Source organism: Thiocapsa rosea, assembly GCF_003634315.1.
Classification (GTDB): Bacteria; Pseudomonadota; Gammaproteobacteria; order Chromatiales; family Chromatiaceae; genus Thiocapsa; species Thiocapsa rosea.
The window spans coordinates 3945599-3963654 of record NZ_RBXL01000001.1 but is presented as its reverse complement, the minus strand read 5'-3'; the positions used below and the strand labels follow the sequence as shown (position 1 = coordinate 3963654).

Genomic DNA, 18056 nt, shown 5'->3' with positions numbered 1-18056 from the left:
CATCGGGCTCGAAACCCGGACCGAAACCCCGAGTTGATTCCTTGGCTATGCTCGCCGATGACCCGAACCGGCGCAAGTCCTCATCTCGGCTTCCGAGTGCGATGACCGAGCCGGGGCCACCCTGGAAGGAACGGTGTGCTCCCGGGTCGGCGGAGACTCCGAGGACGTTCCGGTGCGCAGACATCTCCGCGACGCCCTCGCGTTGATTCTAAACCGCGCCGGCTTCGACAACAGTTGTCGGGGCTGGGGCGGCCAGGCCACTCCGCCAAATGACGCAGATCGCACCGGGCGCGGTTTAGGATTCTTCTTCACCGCCCGGTTCGACACGGTTCCGACCGGCATCCTTCGCACGGTAGAGCTGCTCGTCGGCCATCTCGAGCAGTCGCTCGGGAGGCGTCCGATCATCGGGTACGAGCACCGCCGCCCCGATACTGACCGTGACCCGATCGCTCACCGGAGAATCCAGGTGCGGGATGCCCAGATCTTCGACGGCGACGCGCAGACATTCAGCCCGCCGAACGGCCGCCGTCATGTCGCAACCGGGCAGCAGGCAAACAAACTCCTCTCCGCCGTAGCGTGCGGTCAGATCGTGTCCGCGACAGGGGACCCCGATCAGTGCCTCTGCAATCGCCCGCAAACAGGCATCGCCCTCTTGATGGCCATGCCGATCGTTGTAGCGTTTGAAGTGATCGACATCCAAAATCAAGGCCGCCAACGAGGTGCCGGCGCGTTGCGCGCGACGCAACTCCGTACGCAGGCGTTCATCGAAGGCGCGACGGTTGGCGATGCCGGTCAGCCCGTCCAGATAGGCCATGTCGCGCAACAAATCGGCCTGTGCCTTCAGGGTCAGATGGGTTCGAACCCGAGCCCGGACCACGGCCGGATTGACCGGCTTGCTGATGAAATCCACACCGCCGGCCTCCAGCGCCAGGGCCTGATCAAGCGCATCCGTCTGCGCCGTCACGAACAGCACCGGTATATCCGCCGTCGCGCGCTCTTGCTTGAGCGTGCGACAGACCGCCAAGCCGTCCATCCCGGGCATGATGACGTCGAGCAGGATCAGGTCGGGGGGTGTGCGCCGACAGTGTACGAGCGCCTGCTCGCCGTCGGTCGCCATGAAGACCTCGCAATCGTCCTGGAAGACCCGAAACATCGTCTGGATGTGGATCGGTTGGTCGTCCACGACCAACAGATTCGGGCGCCGCGCATGAGGCCAAAACGGCACGGTGCTCCTCGCAACGGGGCTCGCAACCGGGCTTCCAACCGGGCTCGCCTCGTCGGCAACGACATCGGTGGCGCGTCGGCGATCTCGGGTCTCGTCTCCGGGGGGTGCCTTCGATGGCGGCTGCAAACCATCCAGTTGCGTCCGGGCCTGTCGCAAGGCCTCGTCGAGTTCCCCGAGCATCTCTGCCGTGACGCAAGCCCGGTCCCTCAGAGCAGTGTCGATGCGCGTCGCGATTGCGCTCAGACGCACGGCACCGACGGTTGCAGCGAGCCCCTTGAGGGTGTGTACCATCCGAGCCGAGGTCGCCGCGTCGTTGCCGGTCCCGAGCCGCTCGACGAGATCCGCAAGTTCTTTGGCCAGCTCGGTCCGGAAGCCCCGCAAGAGGGTGTGATAGAAGGCCGCATCGTCGCCGGCGTATTGCAGACCCCGCTTCAGATCGAACCCCTCGAGGGTCGTCGGAAGACTCGGGACAGGCTCGTCCGGATCGGGGAGAGGGCCGGGGATAGGGCCGGGTCGATCCCGGTCCGAGACCTCGGGCAAGGCGTGTGCTCGGGTCTCGTCGATACCCGATCCCAACCAGACGGACAGGGTTTGGTAGAGCGCCTGGCTGTCGATCGGCTTGGCCAGATGGGCATCGACACCGGCTGCACGCGCCCGCTCCCGGTCATCCTCCATTACGGCGGCCGAAAGCGCGATCACGGGCAGATCCGGAGCCCGGCAACGAATCAAACGCGTGGCCTCGAAGCCGTCCATCACCGGCATCTGCAGATCCATCAACACCAGGTCGAAGCGCTGCCTCGCAACAATGGCCACGGCCTCGGCCCCGTCGTCGACCAAGGTGATGCGTGCCCCGGTCTTCTCGAGCAGGCGTTGCGCAATCATCTGGTTCAGGGGCTTGTCCTCCGCGACCAGGATCGAAGCGCCGTCGAAACGCGGCGCCGGCCTCGGAATGGCCGAGCCGGCAGCGCCTGCGCGCGCCGACGGCACCTCGGAACCCGTGCCGCGCCGCAGCAGCTCCGTATCGCAGGGATCCACCGGTCGGGTCAGCGCCGCAGCCCCGGGTGTGCGGCGCAGACGGACACTGAAGCGGAAGGTCGAGCCCTGCCCTTCCCGGCTCTCGACACCGATCTCCCCGCCCAGAAGCTCGACGAGCTGCTTGGAGATCGCCAGGCCCAGCCCCGTGCCGTCGTAGCGACGGGTGATCCCGGACTCCACTTGACTGAAGCTGTCGAACAGCGTCCCGAGCTTGTCTGCCGGGATCCCGATGCCGGTGTCGCGTACCACGAACTCGAGCCGGATCTCCTCCGAGGGCAACATCGTCTCGCCCTCGCCCTCGCCCTCGCCTTGGCCTTGGCCGTCACCCGGCGACATCATCGCGACCCGGATCCCGACCTCTCCGCTCGGAGTAAACTTGATCGCGTTGCCCACCAGGTTGACCAGGATCTGGCGCAAGCGTCCGGCGTCTCCGCGCAGCAGCTCCGGAACCTCCGCGGGCACTTCGCAGATCAGCCGCAGTCCCTTGGCACGGGCGCGGTGAGCGATGATCGTCGCGATCTCCTTGAGCTGGGCGCGCAGATCGAAGTCCGATGTATCCAGGGCCACCTTGCCCGCCTCGATCTTGGAGAGATCCAGGATGTCGTTGATCAGACCCAGCAGGGATTCGGCGCTGATGCGGGCACTTTCGGCATACTCGCGCTGCTGCTCGGTCAGCGCGGTGTCCAGCAACAGCTCGACCATCCCGAAAACGCCGTTCATGGGCGTGCGGATCTCGTGACTCATGTTGGACAGAAAGGCGCTTTTCGCGCGACTCGCGTCCTCGGCCCGCGCGGCCAGAACCTCCGCCCGGGCCGAGGTCTCGGTCAGACGCCGATTCAGATCCAATAGGGCGCGCTCGGTCTCTTTGCGCGCGGTCAGATCGATGACCATGGCGAGAAGCCGACACTCGCGCGTGTCGTCCGTCTCAGCAGGCAGCGCCGCCAGCTCGAGCTCGCCGACAAAGCCGATCTCGTCGCCGTTCGAGAACGTCAGCTCGGCGACGCTCGACCGGCCGCTCGCGCAGGCCTGGCGCAACGCCTCATAGAGCGTCGCCTCGCCGCTGCGGTTCGTGAGTCGGGTCAGAAAGTGGTGACGCAGATGCCGTGTACTCAGACCGAATAGATCGCCGGCGACACGGTTCACTTCGAGGATCCGGCCGATGCGGTCGATGACCAGACCGGCGATCGGCATGTCGGAGAAGAGGCGCAAATAGCGCTGTACGGCGCGCTCCGTGTCGAGCTGAGCGGCCCGCAGCTCCTCGTTCTGGATCTCTAGCTCGGCCTGATAGATGCGCAGATTTTCGATCAGCTTCAGCGGCTCGATGGCGGCCTGATCCAGATCGCGCGTCGCCCAGGCGAGATCCCCCTGCGCAAGCGCCGCGCGGGCTTGTCCCTCCGGCGACGACGCCGGCTCATAAGCCTCCCGGGCCGGATCGCCGACCGGGCCAGCCGGTTTCGGGCGACCGGCACCTGTGGCCGAAGCCGTCTCGGTCGCCGGATCGGATTCGGGCCGCAAAGCATTGTCGCTGGTCATGGGTCGATCATCCGATGGTCTTCAAGCGGACGTTTCCGACCGTCCGCCGTCGTCAAACGCGTGATCAGGGCGGATACCGACGCCCTTGCCTCGACGAAGTCGAGACGCTCGAGCGCATCGTCCAAGGCGCGCGACTCGCTGCCCGGCATCCGCGCGATCTGCTCGCGGACCTGTGCAAAGCCCTCGAGTGCACGCATATTGCCGGCGTCCAGGAGCGTCCAAATCTCGCGCAGCCGCGCGACGAGCAGGGCCGCGCCCGCGTCGTCCAGGTTGGTCGCTCCCCCATCCGGCTCGGGCCTGGGCTTGGGCTCGTGCTCGGGCTCGCCCGCGACCACGGCCGTCGATTGAGCCGCCACCGGCGGCCCAGGCGTCGCGTCGCCCGCAGCCTTCCGGGTTGCTCGCGCCAACCAGCGCGCCAAGGTCTCGAACAACAGGCGGCTGTCGATCGGCTTTGCCAAATGATCTTGGACACCCGCCACCCGCGCACGCGCCCGGTCGGCCTCCATCACCGCGGCCGACAGTGCGATCACGGGTAGCTCCGGGAAGGACGCGCGGATACGTCGCGTCGCCTCGAAACCATCCATGACCGGCATCTGCAGATCCATCAGCACCAAATCGAAGCGCCGCGCCTGCACCAGATCCACCGCCTCCGCACCATGGCCGGCCAAGGTGACCTGCGCGCCGGTCTTCTCCAGGATGCGCTTGGCCACCTCTTGATTCAGGGGATTGTCCTCCACCAGGAGGATCGAGGCACCGGAAAAATCGGGGGCGGGTGGCCTCCGCGGCCCGACACGTCGGTCAAACGGCGGGGAAAGCGCCTCGGGGCCGGCCCCGGCACCCGGATCGCCGAGAGGCGTCGGATCATGCGCCTCGACATCCGCCGGATCGGCCAGGGGCAAGGCCAGCTCGACCGCAAAGAGACTGCCCTCGCCCGGCCTGGATTCGGCTCCGAGCGTTCCCTTCATGCGCTCGACCAACAGACGACTGATCACCAGCCCGAGCCCCCGACCGCCATAGGGCCGAGTGCTCGAGGTGTCGGCCTGGAAGAAGGGCTCGAAGAGCCGGCCGAGCGTCTCCTCGCTCATGCCGACCCCGGTGTCTCGCACCTCGAAACGCAGACGGACATGATCGGCGTCGCGCCCGAGATGCAGAATACTCAGTGCAACGGTACCGTGCCGGGTGAACTTGACCGCGTTGCCGATCAAATTGGAGAGGATCTGCCCGAGACGCGACACATCGCCGAGCAGCACGGGAGGGATCTCGGGATCGACATGAACGCGCAGCTCAAGGCCCTTCGCCGCGATCGCGGCCCCGAACAAGGTCTGTACCTGCGAGGCGAGCTCAGCCGGACGAAAGGGTCGCGGATTCAGCACGAGCCGTCCGGCCTCGATCTCAGAATAATCCAGGATGTCGGCGATCATTCCGGAGAGCATGCGCGAGGCATTGCGGATCTTGCCGAGGGAGTCGCGCTGCTCATCGCTCAACGGCGTGCTCAGCAGGAGATCGCTCAGGCCGATCACCGCGTTCATCGGGGTGCGAAGCTCGTGGCTCATGTTGGCCAGAAACTCGCTCTTGGCACGACCGGCATGCTCGGCCTCGGACAGGGCTTCATCCAACGCAGCGTTTTGACGGGTCATGGTCTCTGTCTTCGCGTGGAGCGCGCGATTCAAGCGACGGGTGTCCGCGTTCAATCCTTCAACCTTCACAGCCTGTCGCCACAACAGCCAGCCCGCACTCCAGATCAGCACCAAAACCGTCACAAGAAAGCCGAGATGACCGATGCGCAGCTGCATGACGCCGGCGCCGATGGCTGATCGAAAGGGCTCGTAGGGCAGCGACACACGGATCCCGCCGCGCACGCTCCCGATCGTGTAACCGTCTCTCTCATGACAGGAGAGGCAGTGCTTTTCAGTGATCAGGGCACCCATGAATCGAAAGCTCTCCTGTCCGCCCTCCTCCACCAGGCCGGCGTACTCGCGCGCACCCGCCTGGAAGGCCGAGAGGGCCTCGCGCTCCCACTCATCCGCGGCATTCAGCGGGTTCAGTGGCTCGAGGCTGGTGATCTTGAAGCGAACACCCTCCTGGTCGGCCGCCATATCGGAGAGCAGCCGCGTCATGTACGCCGGATTGACCTTGGTCAGCTCCACCCCGTCACGGGTCACGACATCACGCGCCGGGTCCTCCAGGTACGGGTTGGGGGCGATCAGATCGGTCACGGGAACATACACGCCGTTGTGCAGCGCATTCCAACGGCGCGTCAGCACCAACTGCTTGAAGAAGGTCACGCCCATCTCGTGTGCGAGATGCCGATGATGGTCCTCGACCCGACCGGCGCCGAGCGCGAAAGACAGCAGAGTCGCCCCGAACAGCAGGGCCGACAGGAACCCGAGGAAAGTCACGATCTGTCGTTTGAGGCTCACGGCGAGGTCCGTCAAGGCCGAGCGTGGAGCGTTCCCCGCCCCGGGAGCAGGCCCGAGGGCGCCCTGCGCGGCCGAGCGCAGCCTGCATCTGACGACACCTTAGACCGGCCCGACCTCCCGGCCAAGCCCTACCGGGCAAAAAACTCCGTCGAGATCCGCATCTCTCGAACGAGCGTTTGCTACGTGGTCGGCACTTTGCCGAAAGGCGGGATGCGAAGTCGCGACATCGTTCACGGTGAACGCAGGTGCCGGGGTCGGCAAGATCTCGCATCCGCCTGAATCATCCGAATGAGGACGTGTCCAGCCCGTAGCGGGCCTGACCTCGGACATGACCGTCGCTAGGGTTCGACCGGCTGGATCGCCTGCCAAACCACCCGCTCCAGCCCGACGCCGACCACCGCAAACAGTCGCAGATCGGTCAGGCCGTAGCGGGTCCGTAATGCGGCACCATAGCGTTGCGCCTGATCTGCCGCCTCCGCCAGCTTCGCCCGGATCAATGGCAGCGCCGCCAATTGCGCAGCGGTGGATTCGCGCACCTGCTCCCCGCTCAGGCCCAGGTCTTTCAGGCCCAGGTATTTGAATTCCAGCAGCAGATCCAGAGCCTGAAACCGCCGCATATCGGATCGGACAATCAGGCTCAGATCGCTATAGCCGTGGTCCACCTCGGTTTCCGAGACCATCATGTACAGCCGGTCATCGAACAGCAGCGTGAGAAAGGCGATCTTCACCAGCAGCTCGTTCGTCCAGCGGTAATCACGATTCGACAGCACCGGCAGATAGCGTTGTTCGATGAAGGCGACCAGCGGGGCCAAATCGCCCTTGAGATACACGGTTTCCGCCAGGCGCGGGATGGTCTGACGATCTTCGTAGGTCGGCAGCCAGAGCTCCCGCAACCGTTCGACATAGAGCGAGCGGGCCACCAAGTTGGGGATGTTCAGGATCGCCTTGCCCAGCACGCCGCGCCCGGCAAAGGTCAAGACCCCGAAGTAGTACAGCAGCGAGGCCATGAACGGCTGATCTTTGACCGCGGTCAAGACGTCCGCGACGCCGAAGCGTCGGGCTAGGCGCGGAATGATCACCCCTTCCGCACCATTGAGCGCCTGAATCAACACCGCTTCTCCATGAGGAAGCTGGGCGATATAGGCCAGCTTGCCGCGATCCATCGCCAGATTTTCGTCCAGCATCTCCTGTGGATAGCAGCCCTTAGTCTGCAAGGCTTTGAGAAAATAAAGGCTCAGGGTCGAGTTGTAGAGCCGCTCGCCGCCGGTTTCGCTGAAGCAGTAACCGTTATAGAAGGTGCGCATGGTCTCCAGGGCCTCCGCCGCCGACCAAGAACTGCCCTCCTCGGCCATGCGCGCCAGCACGGCGGCGATCTCCGCCTCGGTAAAACCACACAGATCGTTGAAGGTCGCGTCCAGGTAGATATTCTCGCCGACGTTGTATCCGCTGGTCATGTCGCTGAGGACGACCGGCGACACGCCGGTGATGAACACCCGATCAAGCCCTAAACCACCCGCCGCCGCTTTCACCGCTTTGAACACGGTTTTCAGCAATCCCTCGCCATATAAGAGGGCTTCGTAAAATTCTTGTTTCTGCCCGGCCATCAGCACGTCATTGGCGAAATTGTCGTATTCGTCAATCAGCAGATAGAGTTTTCGGCCCGCAGCACGCGTCGCGCTCAGTAGCGATTCCAGCGACGAAATGGCGTTATCAGGGCGCAGCGTCACGGGCTGGGTGAGATGACTTGCGTAATTGGCGGCAAACTGAGCCATGCGATCATTGAGATGCTGGTGCAACGCCGCTTCGATGTCCTTGACTTCTCCCTGCGCTTTGACGAGCGAGAAATCCCATTTCATCACGAAATACTGGTTATGCCGCGGCGTGGGATTCCGGCCGATGGCCAAATGCCCAAACAGCGCCTCGAATTGCGCCGCCCGGTTCACATCGTAGTAGTGCTCCAGCATCGACAGCAGCAGGCTTTTGCCGAAGCGGCGGGGGCGGATGAAGATCAGTTGGTCCCCCGCGGCTTCGAGGAGGGGAATCCGGTCGGTGCGGTCCTGGTAGAAATATCCATCCTGGATGAGCTTGCTGAAATCGCTTAAGCCGTAAGGAAATCGCATGACGGGATCCCTCGCATCAGAGCTGGTCAGACGCCGATCATACCGGAAGTGCCGGCTCTCCGAGGTCGGCCGTTCTGCGCCCCGTCCGGAAGCGAACAGGCCGCCGGGTTGGAGATCTCGACTGCAGCGTGCGCATCTCGCTCCGGACGCGGTTTAGGTGCACTTTCGGTTGCGAAATCTCAGGGTAAAGCAGTCGGCAAAGCGCCGATACTCTGCACTACGCATCCATCGCGACACTGCGCAGGCCCCGACCTCAGGATCGTTCCTTCGCACCTCGATTAATCGTCAAAAAGGATCGATTGATATAACGCAATCGTCCGTGACGATGATAGCCATCGTATCAAACGACTTCATACGTTCATCAGCAATCGCTAATCTAGCGTCAACCTCGAACGAGGGACGACGCAACAACCACTGAAACACCTGGAGATAGACCCATGACCAACGAGACCGTGACCGCCCCCGCCATGCCGCGTCTGAACGAGCCGGCACCGGGCTTCGATGCGCCGACCACCCACGGACGCAAGACCCTGGAGGACTATCGCGGCAAATGGCTGGTCCTCTTCTCGCACCCGGCCGACTTCACCCCGGTGTGTACCACCGAGTTCATGGGCTTCGCCCGCCGCCATGCCGATTTCCAGGCGCTCGACTGCGATCTGCTCGGTCTGTCCATCGACAGCCACTACAGCCATGTCGCCTGGGTGCGCAACATCAAGGAGAAGTTCGACGTGGAGATCGGTTTCCCGATCATCGCCGACCTCTCGATGCAGGTCGCCAAGGCCTACGGCATGATTCAGCCCGGCGCGAGCGATACCTCGGCAGTGCGCGCCACCTTCGTGATCGATCCGCAAGGTGTGCTGCGGGCCATGCTCTACTATCCGATGAGCAACGGCCGCTCGATCGACGAAATCCTGCGGCTGGTCAAGGCCATGCAGACCTCCGACGCCCATAAGGTCGCCACCCCCGAGAACTGGCAGCCGGGCGAGCAGGTCATCGTGCCCCCGCCGGGCAGCGTGGCGGAGGCGAACGCACGGGCGGCGAGCGGCGAGTACGAATGCGTGGACTGGTACTTCTGCAAGAAATCGCTCTGAGCCTCTGAGCCAGTACATCCGGCTTGAATGACGCAAAAAGCCCCGACCGAAAGGTCGGGGCTTTTTTTACGCTCGGGCGGCCTTCTTCAGAGCGCCGACCACATGGTCGGCAGCCTGCGTCGTGAGGCCATCCCGGCCTGACGGAAGCAGGGCTGGAAGCCCTGACTACGCACTGTTCGTCAGCCACTGGCCGGGACTATCATCAAGGCACACGCGGTTGCGGCCGTCCGCCTTTGCGGCATAGAGCGCGGAATCGGCGCGAGCGAGGAGATGACTTGCGAGCTTGAGGCCGACATCCCGGTGCGCGCCGGCGATGCCGTCGTCGTTCAGCGCCGTCTCGTGCTGCATGGATGGAATGGTACTGGCGACGCCGATACTCACGGTCAAGTAGGGTGCGGTGTTTGATTGCTCATGAGGGATACACCTCGCGCGGACCGCCGCGCAGAGCTTTTCGGCGAGGGCCGCTGCTTGCTCAGGTGCTGTAGCAGGCAGCAGGATCGCGAATTCTTCGCCGCCGAAACGCGCGAAGAGATCGCCTGCGCGGGCTGCCGTATTGACCAAGATGGCGGCGACCTCGCGCAAACACTCATCCCCCTTGAGATGCCCGTAATGGTTGTTGTATGCCTTGAAATGATCGATATCGATCATGAGCAGAGAGACGAGCTCTTGGCGCTGGAATGCATCCTGCCATGTTCGAGCGAGCTGCTCGTCGAGCGCGCGCCGATTGGCCAAGCCGGTCAGGGGGTCGCGATGTCCGAGATCGCGCAGCAGGTCGTTTTGCGCCTTGAGCCGCAGGTGTGTCTCGATGCGAGCGCGCACCACGGGCGGATTGATCGGTTTGTTGATGAAATCACGGGCACCGAGCGCGAGAGCTTTGACCTCCTTTGCCGCATCGTTCTCCGCAGTGACAAAGATCACCGCCGTCTCCGGATATCGGCTCTGGATCGCACGACAGGTCTCGAAACCGTCGAGATCCGGCATGTTCGCGTCCAAGAGGACCAGGTCAACCCGACTCTGAGCCAAGCGCTGCAGGGCATCGTATCCACCGGTCGCGAAGCGCAATTCGCCTAGACCGTCCAACGCACTGTGCAGGACCGGAATCGCCGAAAGATCGTCATCGACGATGAGGATGCGCGGCTCGGGCTGCATCGCGGGTGGCCGATCCGCGACCTGCATTCGGCGTGATCGCGTCGAGTACGGCTCCAGGATCGACACAGCCTCTGCGAAACGGCAGACGCGTATCGCACGGCGCAGCACGGGCATGACCGTTTCACCCAAAGCGGCAGCCAGTTCTTGCCGATGCGATTCGAACAGGCGCAGCGCGCTCAGGTCTTGATCCTGAAGTGCGCGGTTCAGTCGACTCAGCGCGTCGTCGATCAGCGCCGGCGAGACCCTGGATGTGTGCAAGGCTTCGGCGGGGTTGGACCGCCAGGGGGCACTCGCCTCGATCAGTGCAGCGATTTGAACCGCCAATACATCCAGGCGTGCATCGAGTCCCGATTCGCCGTTGCGGATGGCGGACTCGAGCGCGGCGGCCGAGCGCATCAGGTCCATTGCGCCCAATTGCCCCGCATTTGCGCGTAGGGTGTGCATGCGTCGTGCGGCGCCTTCGCGCTCGCCGTAAGCCAGATCCTGCTTGGTCAAGGCGCTGAGGTCGCTATTCTGCTCGGCGAAGATCTCCAACAGGCTCAGGAATAACCCCCGATCAGACTTGGTCCCCGAGACGGCGCGGGGCGTATCGATCCCGGCGATGATCGGAAAATCGCCGATATCATCCTGAACGCTACGCTGCCGGCTGGCTGTTCGCGCATTCTCGATCGATGATTCGCCACCGGTTTCGATTCGGTCGTCCGCCTCGGATCCTGCGTCGCCGGGGATCCAGCGCATAAGGCAGCGCGTGACCTGCTCGAGGTCGATCGGTTTGGGCAAGACCGCGTTGACGCCGGCGGCCCGCGCGGCGGCTTGCTCCTCGGCCATGACTCCCGCGGTGACGGCGATGATGGGGAGGTCGTGCAACTGCAGATCCTCGCGGATCAGACGTGTCGCCGTCAGTCCATCCATGACCGGCATCTGAACGTCCATCAGGATTCCATCGATGTCACCCGAACCGTCCTCAAGCCACTCGATCGCTTGTCGGCCATCGTCGAGAAGGGTCGCACTCGCGCCCTCGATCCGCAACATCCGTTCCATCAACAACCGATTCATCGCACTGTCGTCGACCACGAGGTAGTGACGACCGCTCAGCCGCGGCATCCGCGGTTGATCCGAGGCATCGGCCGCGCGAACCTCGGTGCGCTCAGCCGCACCACGGGCGACCGGAAGCTCGAACCAGAAATGACTGCCGTGCTGGATCCGGCTGTCCGCGCCGATCGTACCGCCCATCAGATCGACCAACAATTGACTGATGGCGAGACCTAGACCGGTCCCGCCGAATCGGCGGGTAATCCCCGTATCCGCCTGCGTAAAGGGCGTGAAGAGTCCAGGGAGTGCCTCGGGGGCGATACCGATCCCCGTGTCTCGGATCTCGAAGCGAAGTATGAGCCGATCATCGTCATGCGTCCGATGCTGCACCAGGATGCTCACCGAGCCCTGTTCGGTGAACTTAACCGCATTTCCCACCAAATTGCTTAGGATTTGCTCGATCCGCAGCGCGTCGCCGATCAATGTCCCCTCGAGCGAAGGCAAGACCTGGATGTGCAGGTCAATCCCTTTTTGCCGGGCGATCGGATGATGGAGAGCGTCGATCTTCGACAGGAGCCTGCTCAAATCGAATGGATGCTGCTCGATGGCGAGTTGTCCGGCCTCGATCTTGGATAGATCCAGAATGTCATTGACGACACGCAGCAACGAGGTGCCTGCCTCGTTGATCTGTCCGACGAAGTCGTGCTGCTGGTCGGTCAGCGACTCGTAGCCAAGCAATTGGGCCAAGCCGAGCACCGCATTGAGCGGCGTGCGGATCTCGTGACTCATGTTGGCCAAAAAGGCGCTCTTGGTCCGCTCGAGTCGCTCTGCCTTGCGTTTTGCCTGGAGCAGCGCCAGCTCCGATTGGTGGCGTTGTGTGATGTCGACGAAGGTGCCGATGACCACGTCGTCGAGCGGGAGGGCGCTCATCTCGACCCGGCGTCGGCTGCCGTCCCGACAGGTGATCTCCCAATCGATGGGCTTAACGAAAGACGCGTCGGCGATCGCCGTGTCGAGATTTCGCTCCAGCCGGCCGAAGATCTCCGCGCGGTAAGACGGATCCGGACTGGTCAGCTCCGACAAGGCTCGAAGCGTGGGAATCTCGGTGATCCGATAACCGAAGACGGCGGTAAAGGCGCGGTTGACGATGGTCAGGGAGGCATCGCCCGCAAAGCGCGCGACGATGACCGGAATCGGCAGGTTCTCGAGGACCCTGCGCAGCTCGGCCTCTTTCGCTGCCAAACCCTGTTCGGCGAGCTTGCGGTCCGTGATATCGGTCAGAACGCCTTCCCAAACCGTCGAGCCATCATTGCGTGTTCGCGGGATCGATTCAGCGTTGATCCAACGCAACCTCCCATCGACGACGATACGGGTTTCCCCGTAAAAGGGTCGCTTCTTGTCGAATGCGTCGACATTGAGTTGAACCCATGCGTCGAAGTCATCGGGGTGCACACAGGCAAAGCCCTTGAGCGGGTCTTGCCGAGCCTCCTCGCGTTCGAGCCCCGTCAGCTCGAGAAAACGGGCACTCATGAACGAAAAATGTGCCAGCCCGCCATCCGGAGGCTGGACCATGGTGTAGGTTCCGACCGGAATATTCTCGGTGAGGTCGTAGGCGGTCTTCTCCAGTGACTCGCGCGCGGCGCACAGATCCTCCTCGGCTTGCTTGCGTTCCGTGATGTCGGCCAACGTGATCAGGAGCTCATCGTCGAGGACAACGGCCTGGATCAGCACGTCGCGGGCGCGGCCATCCTTGCATCTGACTACGAATTCCATGGACTCGATTTGTCCCGCGGTCGCGATCGCACGCGCGAGGGCTGCATCCCAGACGGAAAAGACCTCGTGTCGATAGACCTCGTCCGGATACGCGAGCAGCGCCCAGTGCGCGGTCGTCGGGAGGTCGTCCAGGGTATAGCCGAATTGGCGAACGAACTGTTCGTTGAGGAAGACCAGCCTGCGTTCGGCGTCGAGTTTCAAAATGGCGACCGCGATGGGCAGACCATCGATCAGACGCTGCATTTTCGACGCAGAACTGATCCCATCGTCCTTAGGCCGTTCGAGATCGGTCACGGTTTCAGCCATCCAACTCCGGGTTTGCTTCGAGAACGAGACCGCGCCTACAGCCAATCGTGCAACGCGGAGTCCCTCTGTAGGTCGTCGGGATCCGCATATTTCGAGGATGCGCCTCGTGCGTAGTCGGCAATCTGCCGAAAGGCCGGATGCGAAGTCGCGACATAGTTCACGATGAACGCAGGCGCCAAGGTTGGCAAGATCTCGCGTCCGCCCGAATCAACAATCTTTTGCTTGACGCCGTCGAATGGCGAGCCGCCGAGATACTTTTCGGAGTAGGCCCGAAGAACATCCGCATGCCTATGCGTTGTGACGGAGGAGAAGTTCCGACTCACATAGAAGAGCCCATGCGCTGAAAAATGGATCTCGTCGCGAATTCGGTAATCCTCGAGCCGATAGCGGTAGACGAGGATCGCTGCCGTCACGGGATTGGGAGAATGGATCGAATGTCCCGGACGACCGAGCACGTCGATGACCCGTTTCCGGGATTCGCCGAACTCGAATTTGGGATGGATCAGGATGGTACGGCCCGAAATTAATGGAGAATAACTGGAAGACGATGCCAGCAACTGCGAGTACGCGGAGACACAGTCATATTGCTCTCTGACCTGGTCTTCATAGCGGATCCGAGCACGACTTCGTCGAACGATGGGTAAGAACTCAAACATAGTTCAACCGATATTGAGGGGGCGACAGGGACCTTGACGGATGCCTCACGCGTCTTCCCAATGACTCAGGCGGACCGAGCCAAGGAAGACAAGGGGAGCACGACCTCTGTCGGCCGGCCGAGCATCTGGATCAGCAAACGCGCACGATCCTCGCCGTCGTAGGCATCAAAGATCGCATCCAGCCCATTCAAGACCCCTGCATTGACGCGAAGGACTTGCCCCGGCTGGTATAGGGGCTGAACCGGCGCCGACGCGAGGCGTTGTCGGATACCCTCCATCAGCGTGTCGGGAACAGCGAGCGGCTCGTTCCCGAACGACACCAGTCGGCAGACCCCGAAGGTCGAGCGCAGCGGAGACCAATCGTCGATCCAGCGGCGCAGACGAATGAACAGGTAGTTCGTGAAGAGCGAGTCTTCGACAGCCTGACGTTTTCCGCGCCGAACGCGTTCGAGCAGAATCCTCGGGTGATAGACCACATAGCCTTGACGCATGAGATTGATCTCGGCCCGCTGCGCTTGTCGGGGCTTGGACTGCACCACATACCAGCGCGCAGACTCGACGGGTTGCTCCTCTTTCATCAACCGGCCTCCCTCTCGTTCAACTCGAGATCCAAAGACCTGAGCGGGCTGCGTCGTTTACGGTATGACCAACGCAACAGACCGGGGACGATTCGATGCGACGCGAAGTAGAAACAAACGATCAGGAGAAGAAAAATCCAGACGACCAACAACGTCGATAGAAGTGAGGCAAGCACCCGCATGATCTTGACCCGGACTCCATGAAGAAGTGTCGTCGAGCAGCTTAAGCGAACGGGTTTCCAACCTACAGTAAAGAAATGTAAATTAGTGCCTGAACAGAAACCAACTTTCCTATTCTCAAACAGTCGGTTATAATATGACTCCATGATCGAAGATTTCGCCGATTTTCGATCGAGAGCGCCAGGTAAAACTCTAAACTATTGATTTTACGATGGCCTGACAGCGATCTCGGCCTACTTTCGCCGGGGCACGCCATGAGCCTTCATCAACTTCGCTATTCGAACCGCTATGCGCAACGTCATCGATCCGCAATTGAAACTCGGCGAGGAGGATATCGCCGCCATCGCGCTGGATCTGCGCTCGCGCGACGACATCCCGCAATTGCTGCGCGGACTGCAGCACATCTACACCCTCCCGCAGCTGCGCGAACCCGTGTTCGCGATCCTTGCCGAGGTGCGCCCGCCGGGCGGCGGCGAGGACGGCAAGGCCCGTCCCGAGACCGGCCGACCCGGTCTGTCGCAGTGGGCGATCCTGGTGCTCGGGGTGCTGCGCTTGGGGCTCAATGCCGACTACGATCGGATTCTCGAGCTGGCCAACCAGCACACCACCCTGCGCAAGATGCTCGGCCATGCCGACTGGGCCGACGACACGACCTACAGCCTGCAGACCCTCAAGGACAACCTGAGCCTGTTCACGCCCGAGCTGCTCGAGCGCATCAACCAAGCGGTCGTGGATGCCGGCCATGCGCTGGTCAAAAGCAGTCCGGACGAGCCCCTCGCGGTGCGGTGTGACTCCTTCGTGGTCGAGACCCATGTCCATTATCCGACCGACATCAACCTGCTCTGCGACGCCGTGCGCAAGGCCATCGAAACCAGCGCCGGGCTGTGCGAGGACGCCGGCCTGAGCGATTGGCGGCAAAGCGCCTACAACGTGCGCTGCCTGAAGAAAGCCTATCGGCGGGCGCAAACCCTCAAGCACTCCACCGCGCAGGATCCGGACAAACGAGCCGCACGGCGTGTCGAGATCGAAGCGGCCCATGCCGCCTATCTGGAGTTGGCCGGCGGCTTTCTGCTGCGGGCGCGCGAGACGCGTCTCCGCCTGCACCTGATCGCGGCGCTGCCGAACGTCCTGCTCGAACCGCTCGATGCCTTCATTGCCCACGGCGAGCGGCAGATCGATCAGATTCGCCGCCGCGTGCTGGGCGGTCAGACCATCCCGCATGCCGAGAAGGTCTTCTCGATCTTCCAGCCCCACACCGAGTGGATCAGCAAAGGCAAGGCCGGCGTGCCGGTGGAGCTGGGTCTGCGCGTGGCGATCGTCGAAGATCAGCACGGCTTCATCCTGCACCATCGGGTCATGGTGCGTATCACCGACGATCAGGTCGCCGTACCCCTGGTGGAGGAGACCCTGGAGCGCTTCCCGACGGTCGCCAGCGCGAGTATGGACAAGGGCTTCCACAGCCCCGCCAACCAACGCGGGTTGGCCGAGGTGATCGACTTTCCGGTGCTGCCGAAAAAGGGCAAGTGCTCGGCCGCGGAGCGCGCACGCGAAGGCGATCCGCGCTTCATCCAGCTGCGCCGCAAACACTCCGCCGTGGAGTCCGCCATCAACGCGCTGGAGGTCCACGGGCTCGACCGCTGTCGCGATCACGGGATCGACGGCTTCAAGCGTTACGTCGCCTTGGCGGTGGTGGCGCGCAACCTCCAGCGCATCGGCGCGCTGCTGCTGGCGCGGGAGGCCGAGGAAGCACGACGCGAGCGAGAACGACAGCGTCGACGACGCGCGGCTTGACCCTGTCGATCGGGCCGGGCGCCTCCTCCGAGGGGAGTGGTGCGCCTGCCGTATGGCGGTGATGCGAGTCGTTCTCATTTAAGCGGCTTGATTGCGCGAATGACCATAGAATGAGGCTCGATTGAATACACTCGCTCCCGGCCGCCATTCAGGACAGGGTGCGGGGACGGGAAAAAACGGGGTTTTCGGTCGAGCACAAATTAGTATGATGACCTTCCGCAGCCTCGGGGCTGCGAACCGTCGGGGTGGACGGGCGAGAGCGACAGCCAGCAAGCCATGCGCCGGCTTGGAATGATCGAGTGCCGCGTCTAAAATCGAACGAAATCCGAAGGGTGGACAAGCGCAGCGCAGTCCACCTCTCCCTGCCCGACGCTGGTGGACTGCGCTGCGCTTGTCCCATTACCCTATGGTGCTTGTCCATTAACCTACTGCGTTTGTCCACCGCTCGGAGCAGAGACCTGGCAGAGCGGAGGAGCAAGCTCAAGCCTCGCGCAGCAACATCGCCGTTCACGGGTTCGGAGACGACAGGACGCGTCGCGTCGCGACCTACAGCAAGCTGCTTATGGCACTGGCCCTTTGATTCCGATCGAGTCCCGGTGGCTGCGAGGAGTCGATCACGGCATCCGCCCTGAGCCTGGAGAGGATCGGATCGAGGGCAGCAAGGTATTCGACGACGAACGGCGGACCCGAGGTCGTCACGATTTCACGACCACGCGAATCGACGATCTTCGTGTCGATGCCGTCGAACGGCTGCCCGTCGAGGTACTTGTCCGACAGTATCCGTAGGATCAACTCATCCTGCCTCGGCAACATGGATGACAAGGTCCGGTTGACATAGAAGAGACCGTGCCGTGAGAAATGGAGCTCTTCACGAATCCGACAGGCTTCCAACCGACAACGGTAGACCAAGATTGCTTCGGTCAATGGATTTAAGGCGTAAACGGCATGGTCCGGGCGTCCGAGAGATGACATCACCTCACGCTGCGCGGCGCCGAAATCAAGATTGCGATGGACCCGAACCTCGCGCCCCGAGCACACGGGGACATAAGCGGCCGACGCGGCGATGATTCCCGCATACAAGGACGCGCAATCGGATTGACTACCGATTGTCTCGGCATATCGTTCCCGATCGCTGCGTCGCAGGCGGTTCAGAAGGAAATCGAGCAT

The 18056-nt window shown here is 62.8% G+C and carries 9 protein-coding genes; 2 read left to right on the top strand and 7 right to left on the bottom strand.

All coding sequences use genetic code 11. The features are described 5' to 3' along the window. Positions 1-295: 295 nt before the first annotated feature. From BDD21_RS28735 to BDD21_RS17840, 3 genes are all read right to left on the bottom strand, one after another. Positions 296-3793, bottom strand: coding sequence for a response regulator (locus BDD21_RS28735; RefSeq protein WP_120798302.1), 3498 nt, complete (start codon positions 3791-3793; stop codon positions 296-298). Beyond that, positions 3790-6213, bottom strand: coding sequence for a hybrid sensor histidine kinase/response regulator (locus BDD21_RS17845; protein ID WP_147431131.1), 2424 nt, complete (start codon positions 6211-6213; stop codon positions 3790-3792). The genes BDD21_RS28735 and BDD21_RS17845 overlap by 4 nt, the downstream gene beginning before the upstream one ends. A gap of 338 nt (positions 6214-6551) precedes the next feature. Next, complete coding sequence (locus BDD21_RS17840) at positions 6552-8333, bottom strand: AAA family ATPase (RefSeq protein ID WP_120798300.1); 1782 nt, start codon at positions 8331-8333, stop codon at positions 6552-6554. 437 nt (positions 8334-8770) lie between these two features. On the opposite strand from BDD21_RS17840, the gene BDD21_RS17835 reads away from it, so the two are divergent. Continuing rightward, positions 8771-9424, top strand: a complete 654-nt coding sequence (locus BDD21_RS17835) for a peroxiredoxin (protein WP_120798299.1) — start codon at positions 8771-8773, stop codon at positions 9422-9424. A 165-nt stretch (positions 9425-9589) separates the two neighbouring features. On the opposite strand, the gene BDD21_RS17830 is transcribed toward BDD21_RS17835, so the two are convergent. The 3 genes from BDD21_RS17830 to BDD21_RS17820 form a co-directional block, all read right to left on the bottom strand. Next, positions 9590-13684 (bottom strand): response regulator, encoded by a 4095-nt coding sequence (locus tag BDD21_RS17830; protein ID WP_120798298.1) that lies wholly within the window; start codon positions 13682-13684, stop codon positions 9590-9592. 35 nt (positions 13685-13719) lie between these two features. Next, positions 13720-14340: a hypothetical protein gene (locus tag BDD21_RS17825; RefSeq protein WP_147431130.1), complete on the bottom strand. Its 621-nt coding sequence runs from the start codon at positions 14338-14340 to the stop codon at positions 13720-13722. Between the two features lie 65 nt (positions 14341-14405). Beyond that, positions 14406-14918 (bottom strand): transcription termination/antitermination NusG family protein, encoded by a 513-nt coding sequence (locus BDD21_RS17820; protein ID WP_120798296.1) that lies wholly within the window; start codon positions 14916-14918, stop codon positions 14406-14408. A 468-nt stretch (positions 14919-15386) separates the two neighbouring features. On the opposite strand from BDD21_RS17820, the gene BDD21_RS17810 reads away from it, so the two are divergent. Beyond that, positions 15387-16889 carry an ISNCY family transposase gene (locus BDD21_RS17810; protein ID WP_170164802.1) on the top strand — a complete coding sequence of 501 codons (1503 nt, stop codon included), beginning with the start codon at positions 15387-15389 and terminating at the stop codon, positions 16887-16889. 546 nt (positions 16890-17435) lie between these two features. Here BDD21_RS17810 and BDD21_RS17805 read toward each other — a convergent pair. After that, the gene (locus tag BDD21_RS17805) at positions 17436-18056 is read right to left on the bottom strand and encodes a hypothetical protein (protein WP_120798293.1); all 621 of its coding nucleotides are present in this window, start codon (positions 18054-18056) and stop codon (positions 17436-17438) included.

Coding starts and splice junctions, on each gene's coding strand:
- BDD21_RS28735 (WP_120798302.1), bottom strand. CDS start 3,793: ATGACCAGCGACAATGCTTTGCGGCCCGAATCCGATCCGGCGACCGAG.
- BDD21_RS17840 (WP_120798300.1), bottom strand. CDS start 8,333: ATGCGATTTCCTTACGGCTTAAGCGATTTCAGCAAGCTCATCCAGGAT.
- BDD21_RS17835 (WP_120798299.1), top strand. CDS start 8,771: ATGACCAACGAGACCGTGACCGCCCCCGCCATGCCGCGTCTGAACGAG.
- BDD21_RS17830 (WP_120798298.1), bottom strand. CDS start 13,684: ATGGCTGAAACCGTGACCGATCTCGAACGGCCTAAGGACGATGGGATC.
- BDD21_RS17825 (WP_147431130.1), bottom strand. CDS start 14,340: ATGTTTGAGTTCTTACCCATCGTTCGACGAAGTCGTGCTCGGATCCGC.
- BDD21_RS17820 (WP_120798296.1), bottom strand. CDS start 14,918: ATGAAAGAGGAGCAACCCGTCGAGTCTGCGCGCTGGTATGTGGTGCAG.
- BDD21_RS17810 (WP_170164802.1), top strand. CDS start 15,387: ATGCGCAACGTCATCGATCCGCAATTGAAACTCGGCGAGGAGGATATC.
- BDD21_RS17805 (WP_120798293.1), bottom strand. CDS start 18,056: ATGCTCGATTTCCTTCTGAACCGCCTGCGACGCAGCGATCGGGAACGA.